The 17,239-nt window shown below is 40.6% G+C and carries 10 protein-coding genes; 3 read left to right on the forward strand and 7 right to left on the reverse strand.

Annotation, left to right across the window (positions count from 1 at the left end; genetic code table 11):
• Nucleotides 1-141: 141 nt before the first annotated feature.
• Entirely contained in the window at nucleotides 142-6,549 is a 6,408-nt protein-coding gene (locus B5J94_RS05715) for a VWA domain-containing protein (RefSeq protein WP_062499179.1), read from the reverse strand.
• Nucleotides 6,550-6,870: 321 nt separating this feature from the next.
• Here B5J94_RS05715 and B5J94_RS05720 point away from each other — a divergent pair, with 321 nt between their 5' ends.
• Nucleotides 6,871-7,560: an NBR1-Ig-like domain-containing protein gene (locus B5J94_RS05720; RefSeq protein WP_062499178.1), complete on the forward strand. Its 690-nt coding sequence runs from the start codon at nucleotides 6,871-6,873 to the stop codon at nucleotides 7,558-7,560.
• A 92-nt stretch (nucleotides 7,561-7,652) separates the two neighbouring features.
• On the opposite strand, the gene ribBA is transcribed toward B5J94_RS05720, so the two are convergent.
• On the reverse strand, nucleotides 7,653-8,744 hold the full coding sequence (ribBA, locus tag B5J94_RS05725) for a bifunctional 3,4-dihydroxy-2-butanone-4-phosphate synthase/GTP cyclohydrolase II (protein ID WP_062499177.1): 1,092 nt from the start codon (nucleotides 8,742-8,744) through the stop codon (nucleotides 7,653-7,655).
• 222 nt (nucleotides 8,745-8,966) lie between these two features.
• Between ribBA and xerD the strand changes: the two genes are divergently transcribed.
• Complete coding sequence (gene xerD / locus B5J94_RS05730; protein ID WP_062499176.1) at nucleotides 8,967-9,920, forward strand: site-specific tyrosine recombinase XerD; 954 nt, start codon at nucleotides 8,967-8,969, stop codon at nucleotides 9,918-9,920.
• A 5-nt stretch (nucleotides 9,921-9,925) separates the two neighbouring features.
• Here xerD and B5J94_RS05735 read toward each other — a convergent pair whose 3' ends face one another.
• From B5J94_RS05735 to B5J94_RS05755, 5 genes are all read right to left on the reverse strand, one after another.
• The gene (locus tag B5J94_RS05735) at nucleotides 9,926-10,552 is read right to left on the reverse strand and encodes a hypothetical protein (RefSeq protein WP_062499175.1); all 627 of its coding nucleotides are present in this window, start codon (nucleotides 10,550-10,552) and stop codon (nucleotides 9,926-9,928) included.
• A 2-nt stretch (nucleotides 10,553-10,554) separates the two neighbouring features.
• Nucleotides 10,555-11,127, reverse strand: a complete 573-nt coding sequence (locus B5J94_RS05740) for a restriction endonuclease subunit S (RefSeq protein ID WP_211271058.1) — start codon at nucleotides 11,125-11,127, stop codon at nucleotides 10,555-10,557.
• A gap of 158 nt (nucleotides 11,128-11,285) precedes the next feature.
• Entirely contained in the window at nucleotides 11,286-12,728 is a 1,443-nt protein-coding gene (locus B5J94_RS05745; RefSeq protein ID WP_211271059.1) for a restriction endonuclease subunit S, read from the reverse strand.
• Nucleotides 12,729-12,760: 32 nt separating this feature from the next.
• Nucleotides 12,761-14,746 (reverse strand): N-6 DNA methylase, encoded by a 1,986-nt coding sequence (locus B5J94_RS05750; RefSeq protein WP_062499174.1) that lies wholly within the window; start codon nucleotides 14,744-14,746, stop codon nucleotides 12,761-12,763.
• Between the two features lie 269 nt (nucleotides 14,747-15,015).
• A complete protein-coding gene (locus B5J94_RS05755) occupies nucleotides 15,016-16,317 on the reverse strand; it encodes a valine--pyruvate transaminase (protein WP_062501577.1) in 1,302 nt (433 codons plus the stop codon).
• A gap of 122 nt (nucleotides 16,318-16,439) precedes the next feature.
• Between B5J94_RS05755 and B5J94_RS05760 the strand changes: the two genes are divergently transcribed.
• A complete protein-coding gene (locus tag B5J94_RS05760; RefSeq protein WP_062501579.1) occupies nucleotides 16,440-17,048 on the forward strand; it encodes a class I SAM-dependent methyltransferase in 609 nt (202 codons plus the stop codon).
• Nucleotides 17,049-17,239 lie beyond the last annotated feature (191 nt).

Raw genomic sequence — 17,239 nt, forward strand, 5'->3', positions numbered from 1 at the left:
TTTAAGTTCGGTTGGTATATTATAACCGTTTGGGTGGTGCGAGACAATAATACTTTTGTCGGTTCGTTTGGGGGGATATGGAGAAATAAAAAGACCGCTCAGGTGGAGCGGTCTTTTGCGAGGTTCTTAGCTATTATTGCATCAGATGATGGTTGTTGAAGAACTTCCGATCAAGTCAAAGTGACCCAGTTTTGCAAGTTCACTGTTTTCTTGGAATAAGAAGCCCATCTCCATCTGTCCAGAAACCAAACCTGCAAGTTTTGGTGTGGCAGATTGCTCATAGTTATCGGAACTGCCCATGCGATGATCATCAAAGTCCCATGCATTGGTTTTTATACCTAACATATTCACGCTGTACGATTCAGCTTTTAGTGAGGCATCCACGTTTTGTTGAATGGTTTCATGCTCAAAGAATGCTCCCTCTGCTCCCGCATCCAGATATACATTAACATGATTTCCATCATGAGTAAGGGAGGTGTCAAATGCGTTTCTGATTTGTACAGTATTATCTGAAATCCATCCGCCTGTCTCGGTGTAAAAATAAGTTGGCAATAGATCCTCACCCAGTTTTACATGGACAAACCAAGAGTCATCAGATGCAACATCCTGCTCTCTTAATTCATAATCTAAGCCAATAATCTTATGATTGTTATCTCTTACAACCTTACCAAAGACTTGCAGATTATCAACACCGCCAATGCCGTCATTATTAATATAATGGAAGTTTGGCTTATAAGTATCTAAAAGCGTCTGATCTGTGAAGTTCAATAGTTTTTGGGTTGATAATAGGCTTGTTGTGTCTTGGGTGTTAACCGAAATATTCTCTATGCTATATAAGATGTCTTTGGAGCCATCATCAAGCTCAACAAGCAATCCAAAGTTCTGGATAGACACCTTGTTGATATTAACATTGTAAGATACCTGATCACTTCCTTCGCCACCGTGAATACGATCATTGCCACTATTTAAACCTTCAATAAACAGGTCATGACCTTCGCCTCCAAACAGATAGTCGTTACCGTTTAGCCCTTCAATGCGATCGTTATTTGCGCCACCTGCTAATAAATTAATAGAATCTGAGGCTTTATCTACAAAATGAAACTGTTCAATGTCCCATAAATCATCTATAGAGTCATCTATATTGATTTGAAGTAAATTCTTGTCATGTTGGATAGGGTCGTTTCTGTCGTGTCTAAACACATCAGAAACCGAGCCATGGAAGTCTGTTTTTAGGTTCTCTGTAGAAGCAATCAAGGTTTCTGAGAATTTATATACAACGGTATCCAAACCGCCATCATCATCGCCTTTGGTATCGCCATAGACTTTATCAGAGCCTTTTCCGACATAAAAGACATCGTTACTGCCTAAGACCGAACCGTAACCATCTCCAATCAAGATGTCATTATTGTTTGTTCCAATAATAATGTCATTTTCAGAGTAGTGCTCAGCAATTAAGTTTTCACGAATCATAGCACCATAGTCGCCTGTTGTATCAGCAAATTTCGTTAAATAGTTTTTGCTGTAAGCTGCCTCAAATGACAGTAGCTTAGGATTACCGTTATCGTCAAAAAGAATATTACCTTCGTCATCTCTCTCAAATATTTCCCAGTAATTTAAGAAAGTTGATAGTAATGGACGCACAGTATCGTTGGCATTATAGGATAAAACGCTTTCATTCTTCAAAGATTTGATAAAATCAAAATCTTCATTCAGCCCAACATCCTCAAAATACTGCACATAATTTTTATAGTTATCCATCGCATGATAGCCATTTAATTCAGTGCCAACACCTTGTTTTGGATGATAAATGGTTTCAGTGTCAATCACAACATTGTATTGATGGCCCAATTGACCAATTTTTAACTTGTGCAGACTGTTGCTTTTGGGTAATCGGTCAATGGCTTCTTTGAAAATGTCCGTTGTGTCTGGAACGAGATCACGGGCAGTCTCAACACGAATGATGTTCTCGACACGAGAGTCAATGTCGGTCTTGTTTAAATCCGTGTTGACCTTTGCAATGCCAGGGGTGGCAAAAGGCATGCCTTGCACTGTCACATCTTGGGGTAGCGCACCGGCACCATTACTATCATCTGCCAGATACCATGAGGCCATACCAGCACCCAAGCTATGACCGGTCACAAGCACCTTCTTGATGTGATTTTCTTCATTGAGGTCAGCGTTTGTTTTCTCAATATATGCCTTGATAGCTTTGGTTAAAGGCTCAAATTTTGCATAGTGAGAGGATTGATCTACCCAGCCGGCAGAATCAGTATCTGGAAAATCTTCATAGGAGCGCTTGGCAAGCTCAATTAAAACTTTGTATTTTAATGATTCCTCACCAGCCAACCCAACGACCTGTAAAGAGGCTTTTATCAAAGGATGGCTATTTGAAATCACCATAAATGCATCTGCTGCTGTTAATACCTCCCTAACTGCAACTAAATTTGACATAAACTCCATGACTTCTTCAGCAGCAGCCAAAAATTGGCTGTCCGAAGCATTGGTAACATTAGTGTTTGGGTATTTGTTTTTTAGAGCAACATTCATCAGTCCTCTGATGATTGGTGTTGAGGAGTTTAGTCCGTCAACACCGCCGTTTATTAAACCGCCTAATACGGGAATGTCTATATTGGCTTTGTCAACATTGGTTAATGTAACATCTTCTGTGCCCCTAAAGGATAGAACCAGTGTATCTCCTTTTTGAGCCACAATCGCCCCTGCAGAGCCATGGATGGCATCCTGGCGGCCTTGGCTGTGAAAATCTATCCATTGTCCATTTTCGAATTTTTTACCGCCAACCTCATAATACATAATATCAGAGTTGTTAGCAAAAGCTTTTATCAAATCGCTATCTTTGGGATTTAGGTGTGTATGATTTAAGAACGTCCAACCCTCCTCCTTTAATGCCTGCATATCTCTAGTGTTAGTTTCGCCAAGATAAGCAGCGCTTGCAAATTTAGACATTAAAACATTAGGGAATGGATCTTTGACGCCTTCGTGTTTTAAAAACGTGGTATCAATGGTCTTGTCAGCAAATTTAATCTTTTCTACATCGCGATAAATGGTGTCAGTATTTCCCCATTGATCCTTAATCGTGGCGATGTTGACATCCCATTTAATCTCATAATCTGCTTCATTGCCAGCATAAATAACGGTATCTTCTCCCTCTCCACCATGTAAATGGTTGTTGCCACCAAAGCCCATGATATTATCATTGCCTTTGCCGCCATGGATGGTGTTGTCCAGTTTGTTCCCAGTCAAAGTGTCATCATGGTCAGAGCCGACAATATTTTCAATAAAATCTGTCTTTGCCAATGAGTTAACAGTGTCTGACAGTTTGTTCAAATCTTCAGCGAGTAACGCTTTGATTTCACCGGCTTCATGGTCGGCATTGATGTCAGTAACTTTCTTGCCGTCAAATGAAATCGGTTCTAAATGATGTGTGCTATCTAGACCTCCAAAACCGATGGCATAAGAGGTGATTTTGTTCTCAATGATAAAGTTCTCCCAGTCATTTTCTCTGTAGTGCACCGAGCTGTTGGGTTCGCCATCAGATAAAAAGAAGGAGATGTTGTTGCCATCTGTAAAGAATTGATCGCCTTTGCCAGAGAGAAACGCTTTTTGAGCACTATCCATTGCGGCATTATAGTTGGTGCTACCGCTATTACCCCATAAGTTATTAATAATGTCGCGAGCTTCATCGGGTGTTTTCCATCCTGAGCTCTCCGAGGTGTCATAATATGCACTACCACCAAAGGTAACGATACGAACAGCGACACTACCCAAATTCTGATAGTTCTCGAGTAATTTATCGACTGTTTTTTTGACCTCTGCAATACGATCACCGCTCATGCTTCCAGAGTCATCAACGATCAACATTAGATTGGTTTTGCTTGACTTGCCCTTCGCCACCCCCTTGGCGTCTTGAGCACCAAGTTGTATGGTGGTGTCTTTGCCAATATTGCCAGCAAAACTAGACAAATCCATGTTAACACCCGCCTTAGCTTTGCCAAAGTCTAGGGTGTCGATGCTCTTATCTTCATCATTATTGCTGTCAATAATGGTTTTCTTACCAGTGCCATGAATGCTAAAAGTATCATTTCCATCCTTGCCTGATAACACATCATTGCCATCTAAACCATCAAGCACGTCCTCAAACTGACTACCATCAAGAAAATCATCATCGTTAGTGCCAGTAATCTCACCTCGCTCGGTTGCGATTTTTCCTTTTAGGATTTCTGCATCGCCACGAATGTCTGTGGCTTTACTGTTTTCAAAAACCAGTTTGTCTGTAAGTGTATAATCACCCGACAGAGTAAAATCTTCATCTCCAGTAAAGACAACCTTACCTTCGCCTGAGATGATGGTGGCCCCACCAAATTCCTCCATGTCAGAGACATATAGAGTAACATTTTTACCCACCTCAATATGACCCATGCCTTGGATGTTCAAATCTTTTAAGGTAACCTCGATGGGTTTGTCGTCATTTTTAATGCGTAAAGTGCTATTTGCATCCCCTGATAATTCAGCACTGACTTTGGTGATTTCGGATGCTTTAATGGTAACATCAGAATGGATTTCTATTTTTTCAATATCGCTTGTTATGTACTTGCTTATGTCTGCTGTTCCAATAACGACCAACTTGTCTGTGCCAGACCCTCCACGAATAGTCTCTTTGGCACCGTCTTCATCGTCATTGAACACCTGTCCATTAAGTGATGAAATTGGCATACCTAGTAGTTTTGTCAATTCGGGCGTGTCTTTCTTTCCGCCAACTGACACATCTCCTAGGATGATAAAAGTATCATCGCCATCCCCGCCGTCTAAAGTGTCAATGCCAGCACCACCAATAATCACATCATTGCCAGCACCACCAATAATCACATCATTGCCAGCACCGCCATATAAACGATCGTCTGCGTTAGAGCCTTGAATGGTGTCATCACTGCGAGAGCCTATTTTAAATTCGCCATTGATGACGTTTCCCTTATGGACTGCCGCTTCAAGTGTATCGCCGTTTTTATCCAAAACGGTGACAGAAAGATTGACATTGCTTAAGTCGATTTTTTTATCAATGATTTGAAGTTTGCCTTTACCTATAATATTTTGCACTTCGTATAGATCAATGGCATTTACTTTGAGAGTGACATTCTCACCGATGTGAATATTTTTAAATAGATGCAAGTTGGTGCCGGCTGAGAAATCAACCGTGATTGGCTGTCCATCAGATGAGTTGATGTACAAACCACTCTCGCCATCGGCACTAACTACTTTTGGTTTTAAGTCATTTAACTGCTGAGCACTAATATAAATATCACTGCTTTCGGCACGGATATAGGTGATGTTCTTAAGAGTTGCCTGTGTTAAATCAACCTCTCCATAAGTAATTAAGGTATTGTTATCTGCACCGCCATCTAGAATCTCACCTGCTGTGATGTCTGATGTGGTCTTAGTCTTCATTTCATCGAGCGTAAGAACATTTGATAGGTTGTATCCAGAGCCACCAGCATTGGTAATATCAGATTGTTTGTAGTTGATTCCCATGGTTTTTCCGACAACAACAATGGCATCATTGGCAGCCATTGTATTGACCGAATCTCGACCGGTGCCACCCCGCACTATATCGGATTGATTTGCGGTGACAATGTTATCATCACCATCCAACGCATTAAGAATGAAGTTTCTTTGGTCGCCATCGTGAGCGATAAAAGTATTATCTTTATTGTTGAGTGTGTCTTTTAGGGTTTCAACACCTGTTTCGACAACATCATTCACCGATAAGCTAAAAGTTTTTTTAACACTCAACCCTTTGGCGTCTGTACTGGTTACTTCGATATTGATGTTTGAATTGGTTTCATAATCTAAGCTAATATCCTGTTTTAACTTAAGCTGACCATTTACCACTTCAAAACGTGTGTCATTTACAGTATAGGTATGCGTGTCATTACTGTCAGGATCAGTGGTGCTTAGCGTGCCAATGACAGCACCTAAGACATTCTCATCAACATTTAGGTTGGAGAGGGTAATGTCTGTTGGTGCCTGATTTTGAGGGATGTCTTTTGGAGTGTTATTTTGAGAAGAATTTGGCTTGTCATCTTTACCTCCAGCAAAAGCAATCCCAGTGGCCCCAAGTCCTAATAATCCCAACCCTAGCACAGCATTATCAGATGAAGACCACCAAGTTTTAAGCACAGGTTGTAAGCTTAGCTCATAAGTGATTTGCTGACCATCAATCAGTGCAGGAACGCCATTTGCTTGAACCTCTTCTGCTGTGGTGTAGTAGTAGATTTCATCATCAGACTCTCCTACCACTTTAGATTGGCTTTCATAAAAGCCCTCAATATGAAGCTCTTCGTAGTCATCACCACCGATGGTGAGTTTGTTTTCCGTGCGTTTGAATTTGATATTTTTTGGTGCTTTGCCAGTATCTTGGTCTACCAGTACATAGGTTGCGTTTGGCGTGGCAGTGGTGTTAAAAGATTGCTCTGACAGGTCAATCTCTTTGATGATTTGCTTGTTGACGATGATTTTGACAAGTAATTTACTCATGTGGTCTCTCCATTAAACCATGTTTGACAATAACCCAATCAAGAAGGTGTTGCATCTGATAAAAAACATTTAATTTATATCATATTTTAGGAAGTAAATATGTCCGAAAATCCGACAGACCGACAAACGGTAACTTTTTGTGATTATTTGTTCTAAAATCGTTGTTCAATGGCAAATTCTTAGGTTACAATGGCAGTACATAAGAAGATTGAATGGTTTAAGTGTTGGTAGGTCTAAATAGTTTGTAGAATCAGCCAAGAGATGGCCTTGCAATCCTTGTTTCGGTAAGCTTATCAGATAACTGTCATAACACGAGTAAAAATGAAAAATTATTGCTATGATCAAGAATTGGAGAAAAACTCCTTTAAAGCATACATTTACCAGTATTGCCATTTGCATAAGATAGGCATAAGGGATCTGGCAAAAAAAGCGGGCATTGCTAGAAGTACCTTGTATGATTTATTTGATTCTGATACCAGTCCTAAAGTCTATCATTTCATTTTATTAGCGAAAGTGATGAATGTTCATCCCTCATTTCTTTTGCAGTTAAAATGGAAGGAGTTTGCCATGAATGAGCAGCAGTTTTTTGGACAAGAGGAGATGATTAATTCTTTTGGTGATGGCAGTGGTTTTGTGGATGAGACTGTGCCAGACGGCACAATTATTCCAGCAGGCAGTGACTTTATTAAGACGTGGACAATACAAAATATTGGAAATTGTATTTGGCAGGGTCGTTACTTGCAATGTATGGATAATTTGGGTGTGCCCAAACACCCTTTGAGTGAAGATAATCATTTTAATGCCTTAATTCCAAAGCAAGACAAGATACCTATTCCTGATACAGAGCCGGGTCAGTCTGTTATGTTAAGTATGGAATTTGCCGCACCAAAAATTGCAGGTCGATATATTTCTTATTGGAAAATGATGGATGAAGGTGGTTTTTTGTGCTTTGAAGAGGGTGTCGGACTGTCGGTTCATATTCAGGTAAAAACATTTAATCTGGCAAGGTAAGCAATCACTATCCTGCCCTTTGATGAAATGAGTATGAAAACAAAAAATCGGATGGTGACTTATCCGATTTTTTTGTTATTTTAAACCAATAATCAACGTGGCACAACTTCCACGATGTTTAAATCAAAGCCTGAGACGTTAAATTTGGCGGAGCTTGATAGCAGTCGCATGTCTTTGACGCCAAGCTGTTTTAGGATTTGGGCTCCGACCCCGATACTGCGATAAGGCTCGCTACTTTCGTGAACGCTGACATTGGCTTGGCATTTGTCTAACGCACCGCTGACATCGACGGCACGCCCCGAGTCAATCCACACAAACACGCCTTGCTCGCTTTGCCCGATTTGAGCCAGTGCTGAGCGAACATCCCAACTGTGCTTACTGTCAGCATGCCCAAACAAATCTTTTAGGGGATTTAGGGCGTGGACTCGCACGGTCGCCACGCCACGGCTTGGGTCGCCTTTGGCTAGGGCGATGTGGGTCTCGTCCGCCCCATATTCTCTAAAACGGTAGAGTTTAAACGCCCCAAATTCACTGGCAAAATCCCGCTCATCGATGACTTCCACGGTCTGCTCGTTGGTCATGCGATAATGGATAAGGTCGGCGATGGTGCCGATTTTAAGCCCGTGTTCTTTGGCAAAGATTTCTAGGTCATCACGACGTGCCATCTCGCCGTCTGGCTTGATAATCTCACAAATCACTGCCGCAGGTTCAAGCCCTGCAAGGCGTGCTAGGTCACAGCCTGCTTCGGTATGACCTGCCCGATGTAACACACCGCCTTGTTTTGCCATGATGGGGAAGATATGCCCAGGTTGGACGATGTCGGTGGGTTTGGCAAAGGGGGCGACGGCTGCCTGCACGGTTCGGGCACGGTCGGCGGCGGATATGCCTGTGGTCACGCCCTCGGCAGCTTCGATGGATAGGGTAAAATTGGTGCTAAACTTCGCCCCGTTTTTGTCGCTCATTAGGGGCAGTTCAAGCTGACGGCAACGGGCTTCGGATAAGGTCAAACACACCAGTCCACGAGCGTGGGTAATCATAAAGTTAATGTCGGACGGCTTGACATGAACCGCCGCCATGACGATGTCGCCTTCGTTTTCACGGTCTTCATCGTCCATTAAGATGACCATCTTGCCTGCTTTGATGTCGGCAATGATTTCTTCTGCGGTGTTTAGGGTGCTTGCCATAAGGGTGCCTATTTGTGTTAAAAATTTAATAGGCTACATGGGGGCGGATTTGGGCGATTAAAGGCAGATGATGTAAAATAAACAGTCAAACCATCTTTTGTCTTTAACATATTTTTAAAATACAAATTGTACGATAAAGGACAGGCAGGCACGCCCAAAAAACCATTTAATCATTCCCCAAAGTTTGTTACAATATCCCCAATATCAGCACCGTATCCGACCATGAGTAAAACCCGAGCCACCAAGCCCCGCCTGCCGTCCTTGACGACCACCGACACCGACCCAGAGTATCTGACCGAATTTCGTATTAACATGCTCGCTCGGGGGCTTGCCACACGCACCCGTAACGCCTACATCCGTGATTTACGTATTTGTATGGCAAGCAGTGAGCGGGCATTGCCCCATTGGCAAGAGACGGACGTGGCAGGGTGCTTGGTGTATCTACAAAACCAAGGCAAGTCGCCACGCACGCAGGCGAGAATGTTGGCAAGTTTACGCCAGTTTTTCTTATGGCAAGTGGGCGAAGGGGTGCGTGATGACAACCCCTGTGAGAACATCAAAAACCCCAAAGCTGACAAGCCCCTACCCAAGACCCTATCCGAAGATGACATCACCAGACTGCTTGGCACGCCTGACCTAGCGACCATACTGGGACTGCGTGATAAAGCCATGCTCGAAGTCATGTATGCCTGCGGTCTGCGTGTCTCAGAGCTGGTCAATCTGTCGCTCGATGAGCTAAATCTAAACGCAGGCTGGCTCCAAGTGACGGGCAAGGGCGGAAAGACTCGCCTGATTCCGCTTGGCGAATACGCCCACAACGCCCTACAAAGCTATCTCGCCCGTCGTCATGAACTGACCGCTGGCAAAAGTGGTAAGGTCGGCACAAAGGGCGGTGACTGCCAAGCGGTGTTTTTGACCGAGCAGGGCGGTTATATGACCCGCCATAACTTTTGGCATTTGATTAAAAAATACGCTCTACTGGCGGGTATCACGACCGACATCTCGCCACACACGCTTCGCCATGCTTTTGCCACGCACCTGCTCAACCACGGGGCGGACTTGCGTAGTGTTCAGCTTTTGCTTGGGCATAGCGACCTATCCACCACGCAGATTTATACCCATGTTGCCACGGCACGCCTACAAGCCTTGCATGAAGAGCATCATCCTAGGGGGTAGTTGCTTTATCCACAGAAACCCTTTAAACATTCAAATAAAATCAAATAACAATAACGTGCAACTTCGTGATTTTTGTCATTTGGCTCTAAACTTCCGTGAACCAAATGACAGCGTACTTGATAAATAACCTCAAACAATCCTGCAAAAATTTTTTGCGAATCATTATTTAAAACTAAGGTTCCTAAACCGTGTGCAGAGGCAAATTGATTTTTTAATTTCCCGCTCTTAGTTTTGGCGTTATCAATAATTAAATTTTCAAAAATCTTAGGATTGGCATTAAAGTCCATTAAAGCGTTACTTAGGCTCATCTTTGAATTATTGGGGATATTATTCCCTGAATAAACAAGTTCAGCTTGGATTAAAGCATAATGCAACTGCTCAATACAATTATAAATATTAGCCCGCTCTTTTGGATTGCCTGATTCTAAAAGGTTTTTAAAAGCGATATAAACCTTATTCTTATTGCTTGTGTCTCTTTTAATCTCGTTTATATGCTCTCTGTCGTTAGCTAAACCATAATGAAAGTTGTACCAACTATTGCAACTTAACCATAAGGTTACAAATGGTGCATGGTAGTCTATCTTAGACTTCATAAACCATTCTTTCTTTAAATCTTGTTGGTGATTTGCCATATTTACCCCATATTCTCAATCTCATTTTCCACCAAAATCTTGGCTTGTTCTAGTAAAATTTCGCTTTGATTTTTTAATTCAGAACTCGTCTGCACTTTATCGCTGATTGTCTGCTGAATCTCTTTTGGTAAAACAGGAATCACCACCTCCAAAATCTCAGACGGTTTCCAATGTTGAATGATTGAACCGCCTGCATCTCGCTGTGCTTGCAGTTGTACCGCCTCTGAATTTAGCACCAATGCCAAATAATCGGGCAAAATTTCATCTGTTTTCAAAGACAAATGCACAATAGCCCCAGAAGTAATCACCTCCAAATCAGACGGCACACAATAAGCAATGCCCACTGTACCGTCTTTTGAAAGTAGAATGGTGTCTTTTTTGGGGCGAATGATGTCAGCAAAATCCGCAGGATTGACGAACTTATCCGTCTGGCTAATCCCAAATTTGGAAAAATTCGCCACTCGCACAAAAGGCAAACCTTCATCACGGTAATTTTCCGACCCCACTTCTACCGATTTTTGCAAATCAACCAATTCACCCAATGTTTTGTGGCGGTATTGTTTTAATTTTTGCAATAATCGCTTATATTTTGGTTGGTAATATTCTGCATCAAGTCGACCGCTAATGCCAAAAGATTGGCTAAATGATTGCACTGATATATTTTTGGGTTGCCCCAAAAGCAAACTTTCCAACAATACCCATTCTGCCAATCTTAAATGATAATTAGCCTCATTTATAAGTCTCTCTCTCTCTCTCTCTCTTGTAAAGCACTTTGTTCAATTTCTGCCTCTACGCTATATTTGGCTTGGGCTAATAATTGGGTGGCTTGTTTTCGCAGTTCATTACTTTGGCGGATAAATTCAGCGATTTGGGTTTGGATCGTCATATCGGGTATGGGTATTGACAATTCACCAATCTCGGTTAAATTTAAATTGGTTTGCAAGCCTTGTCTGGCATATTTGGCAATAAATTGCTTACCCAATTCCGAATTAAAAAATGCCACTAAATACAAACGATTGACTTTACTTTCATCAAATCGCAAAATCGCCACAGCCTGATTAATATTGGCTGGCATATTGTGCGTAAATATTGCACAACGTCCTACCGTTCCTGCAATAGAAAGCAGGACATCATTTTGTTTTAATTTCGTTCTTTTTAAAGTGGTTTCGTGAATATTGGGTTTAATGTAATTCAAATTGGCAAGGCTCACTTCACCATTTTGCAAATCTACGGCACGAATAAAGGCAATACCACTTTCTTTATCTGCATAATCATCGCCGTTGGCTTTTGGTGTAATACCACTGGAAATGGGATAATTCACCAAATCAGCTAACTTAATGCGTTCAAAACGATCAAACAAGTTTTCCAACTCGTCATATTTTGGTTGATAAAACTCTGCATCCAATCTGCCTGTTTGTAAAAAGCTGTCTTTTAAGGCTTTGATATTAACGGATTGATTGGTTGCTTGGAAATTTTGCAAACCTAGATTTTTTAATAATAGGATTTCGGCTTCGGTATATTTTTGTTTTGCAATAGTAATTGCATTATGAGATTTTCTGATAATATTTTCAATTTCTTGCTGTAATGATAACTCTAATTTTGGAATAAGCAATTTTTTGATTTGAAAAATACTAACCCAAGGTTGCACATTACCCGTTGAAATTCTTTCAACTTGTTTTAGTCCAAACTTTGAATTAAAAAATGTTGTAAAATAAAATGGGTTATATTCATTATTATGAATGGTTAATTTAATAACGTTTTCATTGCAATTGAAATTTACTTCATCCTCTGTAATAATTGATGCACCTCCAATTTTACCTTTTCTAGCCATCATTACATCGTGCAACTTAGTTGTGGATTTTGGTAGCTGTTGGTGTGCTTGCTCTGAAATTAATTCCAATTCATTGGTGTTAATAAATGTACCACCTACATTGCCAGAGCGAATATAAGGTACGGTTTTAGGGTTGTCATCATTTAAAATATCATGAACATAAGCAAATGCTCCATTTGATGATACATCTGACATATAAACCAATTCATTTAATGTTTTTGAACCTTGTAATTTTTCATAGATATCTAAATACTCTTTTTGGTAGTACTCTGCATCTATTCTAAATTCAATATTATCAATAAAAATTTCTTTATAATTGAAAATTGTTATATTAAGCCCTTCCAACAATGCCTGATATTTGGCATTATCAAAAGGGCTTAATCCTTTCCCACAAAAGACAATTTTTCCTTTTTGGCAAATTCAATAAAAGCTTCGGTAATACCATCTTGGGTAACGTCATCATGATTAAATAAATCATGAGCCACAATTAAATGTCCATGACTGTCTAATATTGGCGCACCATCTGTATGTTTGACATAGATTTTATCGCCTGAATTGTCCTTGCTTGGGCTTTGCATGGTTGCAAAGAAAATAGGATAATCATCCACTTTGGGGCATAATTCATCATGCCATTTTTGCACAAATAAGACCGATGTTTTTGTGCCTGTATGTGGTTTAAATACATTGCCATGCAAACCCACCACCGCCAAAATACGACACCGTTCAGCAATAAAATCACGAATGTATTTATCACTGCTGTTATTAAAACAACCTTGTGGCAAAACAATCGCCATTCGCCCACCGTCTTTTAAAAAATCCAGATTGCGTTCAATAAACAAAATATCTCGTCCAACTTTGGATTGTTGTTTGCCTTTGCTATTTTTGCCCAGTTCATAACGGGCAAGAATTCGGGTTTCTTTAATATCGCCTGCAAAAGGCGGATTTGCCATTAATACATCAAACCCAAAATCACGGTTTTGGTCTTTGGTTTTGCGTAATTTTCTTAATTTTTTCCAGCCATTGCCATAAACATCACCCCATTCTTCATCTTTGGTAAAATCATCCCAGCGTTCATAGTCCAAAGTATTTAAATGCAATACATTGGTTTGTCCATCGCCTGCAATTAAATTGAGTGTGCGAGCAACTCGTACGGCTTTTTCATCAAAATCAATGGCAAAGACTTTTTCGGTTACATAATCCAATTGTTCTGGTAATTTTTGTTCAGCAGTAAATAAATGGGAACGCTCCAATCCTTTTTCTTTAAGTTGTTTTTCCCAAACATGGAAAATGGCGTGAACAGGAAACCCACAACTGCCCGCTGCTGTATCAATCACGGTTTCATCTGCTTTGGGGTCTAGCATTTTGACACACATATCAATCACATAACGCGGTGTGAAATATTGACCCTTTTCACCTTTACTGGATTTATTAATCAAATATTCAAAGGCTTCATCAACTACATCAAGATTGGAATTAAATAATTTCACTTCTTCTAATGATGACACACAAATCGCCAAATGGGACGGTGATAAATTAATCTTGCTACTCTCAGCAAATACCCCCTCCCATTTGTTTTTGGCTTTATCAAATAAAGCCCCAATTTTGGCTTTTAAATCGCTTTCGGTATCGCCATAATTACGAAATTCCAAATGACGGCTTTTATTGCGTGTACTTTCCATTTCGTCATAAAGTTTGGTAAAGATAAGCTGAAACAATTCTTCAAAAACATCAACCCCTGCATTTGCCAAAACTTCATCTTCCATTTCAATCACTAAATCTTTTAAAGATTTGCGTTGAGTGGCGATTTTGTCATTTTTAATCAAATCATCAATCGTCCAACGTTCTTGTAAAATATCAGATAATTTTTCGTGAACGCTTGGAATATTGGGAATGTCTTTAAAATAATTGGGGTCTCGGCGGTTGTAATAGGAAATACTATCGCCATTTGTCCATACGCCAATCGGAGCTCCTGTGGCATTGCAATAGGATTTTAATTGTTCTTTGCCGTCTTTTAATTTGGGCTTTTTAAGCTCCACCATGATATAAACAACGTTGGGATTATCTTTATCAAAAATCACAATGTCGGCACGCTTTTTTTCACGCCCAAAATGCACCGAATATTCCAATTCCATGCGTTCATAAGGATAACCATAATCATGGTGTAATTTCATCAGATACAGTTGGCGAACCGCTTCTTCTGGGGTCAGTTTAATGTCCTTTTTGCGTATCAAGCAATGCACATATGGTACATCGCCATTTTTACTGGGTTTTTGAAAAATGGTATTTTCCAATAGTGTGATATGCTCGGCAGAAAACTGGGTAAGTTGGTAATTGGTGTCTTTAAGTAGTTGCGATAAATTCATGGGGGGTCTCGTTGGATAAAATGGTTTTATTTTAGCATTGATTTAGGGCGTGTTGAACCTTTATAACACTATTTACAATTTAGAAATATTTTAGAAATGAATTAATAGTTTTTGCATGAAAAATGGCTAAATCTTGTTTTTCTGCGTCAAAAACTTGCTTGATAGAATGACTATCAACCTGCGTTTTTTCCTTGAAAAATGTGCGATTTCCCCTATTTTTCATTGCAAATACAAAAGTTCAATACACCCTAATAATAAAGTGGGTTGATTTATGGGCTGACATTGGCATAGACCTGTCGCACCACCTCCCCAATCGCCTTTATTCCCTTCTCCAAAACATCATCAGGCTGGGCGATACTCATGCGAATACATTCATGAGCATGGCGATAATTAGATGTGTCAATACCCACAAAAAAATGCTCACTGGGGATAATAAGCGTGCCTTTTTCCTTTAACATTTCGTACAATTTTTGGGTAGAAATGGGCAAATTTTCAAACCAAATCCACAAAAATATCGCCCCTTCTGGCTTATGGATTTTGACTTGTGGTAAGTCTTGAAAGGCGTGTTTTAATAAGCCAATGGCGGTATGGGCTTGCTTTGAATAAAACGGACGAATCTCTTGTAATGACAGCTCATTGATTTTGTCATTGTTAATCAGGGGTGTAACAATGCTCGCCCCAAAGCGACACGGAGCAAGATTGACAATGGCATTTAGGCTACTAATCGCCTTGATAATCTTAGGTTTGGCAATGACAATGCCCGTCCGCACGCCAGCCAGCCCCACTTTTGATAAGCTAAAACACAAAATGATATTGTCATGCCACACCAAATTCGCCTTGGTGTGAATGATGTTAGGAAACGGCATTCCATAGGCGTTATCAATAATCAAGGGGATGTTGTGTGCTTGGGCGATAGCATCAAGCCGTGCCATTTCATCATCGGTCAGTACATTGCCTGTGGGGTTGGTTGGGCGAGAACAGCAGATTGCCCCAATTTGATTATTTTTTAATGCGTCCAAATTTTCTAGGGCGTCAAAATCCACTTTGTATTTAAAAAAGCCATCTTGATTGTCATAATCGCACAGCTCAATTTTTGGCTTTATGCCAATAAAATGCTTGCCGTCAATATGAGCGTCCGCATAGCCGACATATTCAGGGGCAAGTGGCAACAAAATGGACTTATCGCCATCATCAAACGCCCCACCGAACAAATTAAATAAATAAAAAAAGGCGTTTTGCGAACCGTTGGTTAGGGCGATGTTGTCTTTGGTAATGCCCCAATCATAATGGCGATTAAAAAAGTCCACCAACGCTGTGATAAATTTGCCATCGCCTTGCGGATTGGAATAATTGCTGGCACAGTCTAAGGCAAAACTGTCCACCCCATCGCCTTGTATGCTGTCTTTGAGCATTTGTAGATACACGTCATTGACCGAAGCGATGTTGGCAGGATTGCCACCGCCTAACATATTGACGGGCTTGTCGCTGTTTAGGGCGTTCCCCAAATCGTCCATGAGTTGTAATATGCCACTGTTTTGGGTAAATTTTTTGCCAAATTTTGAAATGTTCATGCCAATTATCCAAATAAAAGTACCATTGTAACATTTTTGCCAAAGGCTGTCTTGCTCATATCGCTATGGTATGCGTGGGGGGATTGGGGTATAATGAGCTTTTTGGATTTAGAGAAATCGTCATGACCCAAACCACCCTAGCCGACCTGCAAAATAAAGCCAAACAATGGCGACAAGACATCACATTTACCCAAGACGTGCTTGGTAAGCCCTTTACCTTTCACACCACTTGGGGGATTTTTAGCCCAGAAAAGCTCGATGACGGTAGCCTTATGCTCCTTGATTATATTGATTTTAAGGCGGACGATAATTCTATTGACCTAGGCTGTGGCTATGGCGTGCTGGGCATGACGGCAGGACGTGAATGCCCAAACGGTCAGCATATCCTAATTGATAAAGACTTTGTGGCGGTAGAATATGCCAAGTTAAATTGCCAAAAAAACGGCTTGACCAACACTCACGTTCAGCTCTCCAATGGCTTTTATCATGTGGATAAAGACAAAAAATTTAGCCTTGTCATGAGTAACCTACCTGCCAAAGCCAGTAAAGAACAGCATTATCTGTACCTGTTGGACGCTTATGAACGCATGGAAGTGGGCGGGCGGTTTTATGTGGTTACCATTAACGGACTGCGAGATTTTATGAAACGCTCGTTTAATGAAGTGTTTGGCAATGCCGATAAAATCAAACAAGGTAAAACTTATACGGTTACGCTTGCGGTGAAGGAATGATTTGATGGCATCACAGAGCGTATTGTAACAAATTTATATCAATGACTTTATTTTGTTACATTATTTTTGCTGATAATTCATATTTTATTTTCATTTTGATTGGGCGGAAGATTTGACAGTTACTTATATTACCTGATGGTTACCAAAGTCTTATTGAATATTACACAAACTTTTTTTATAATAGACTTCTT

It is taken from the genome of Moraxella lacunata (assembly GCF_002027545.1).
GTDB classification, from domain to species: domain Bacteria; phylum Pseudomonadota; class Gammaproteobacteria; order Pseudomonadales; family Moraxellaceae; genus Moraxella; species Moraxella lacunata.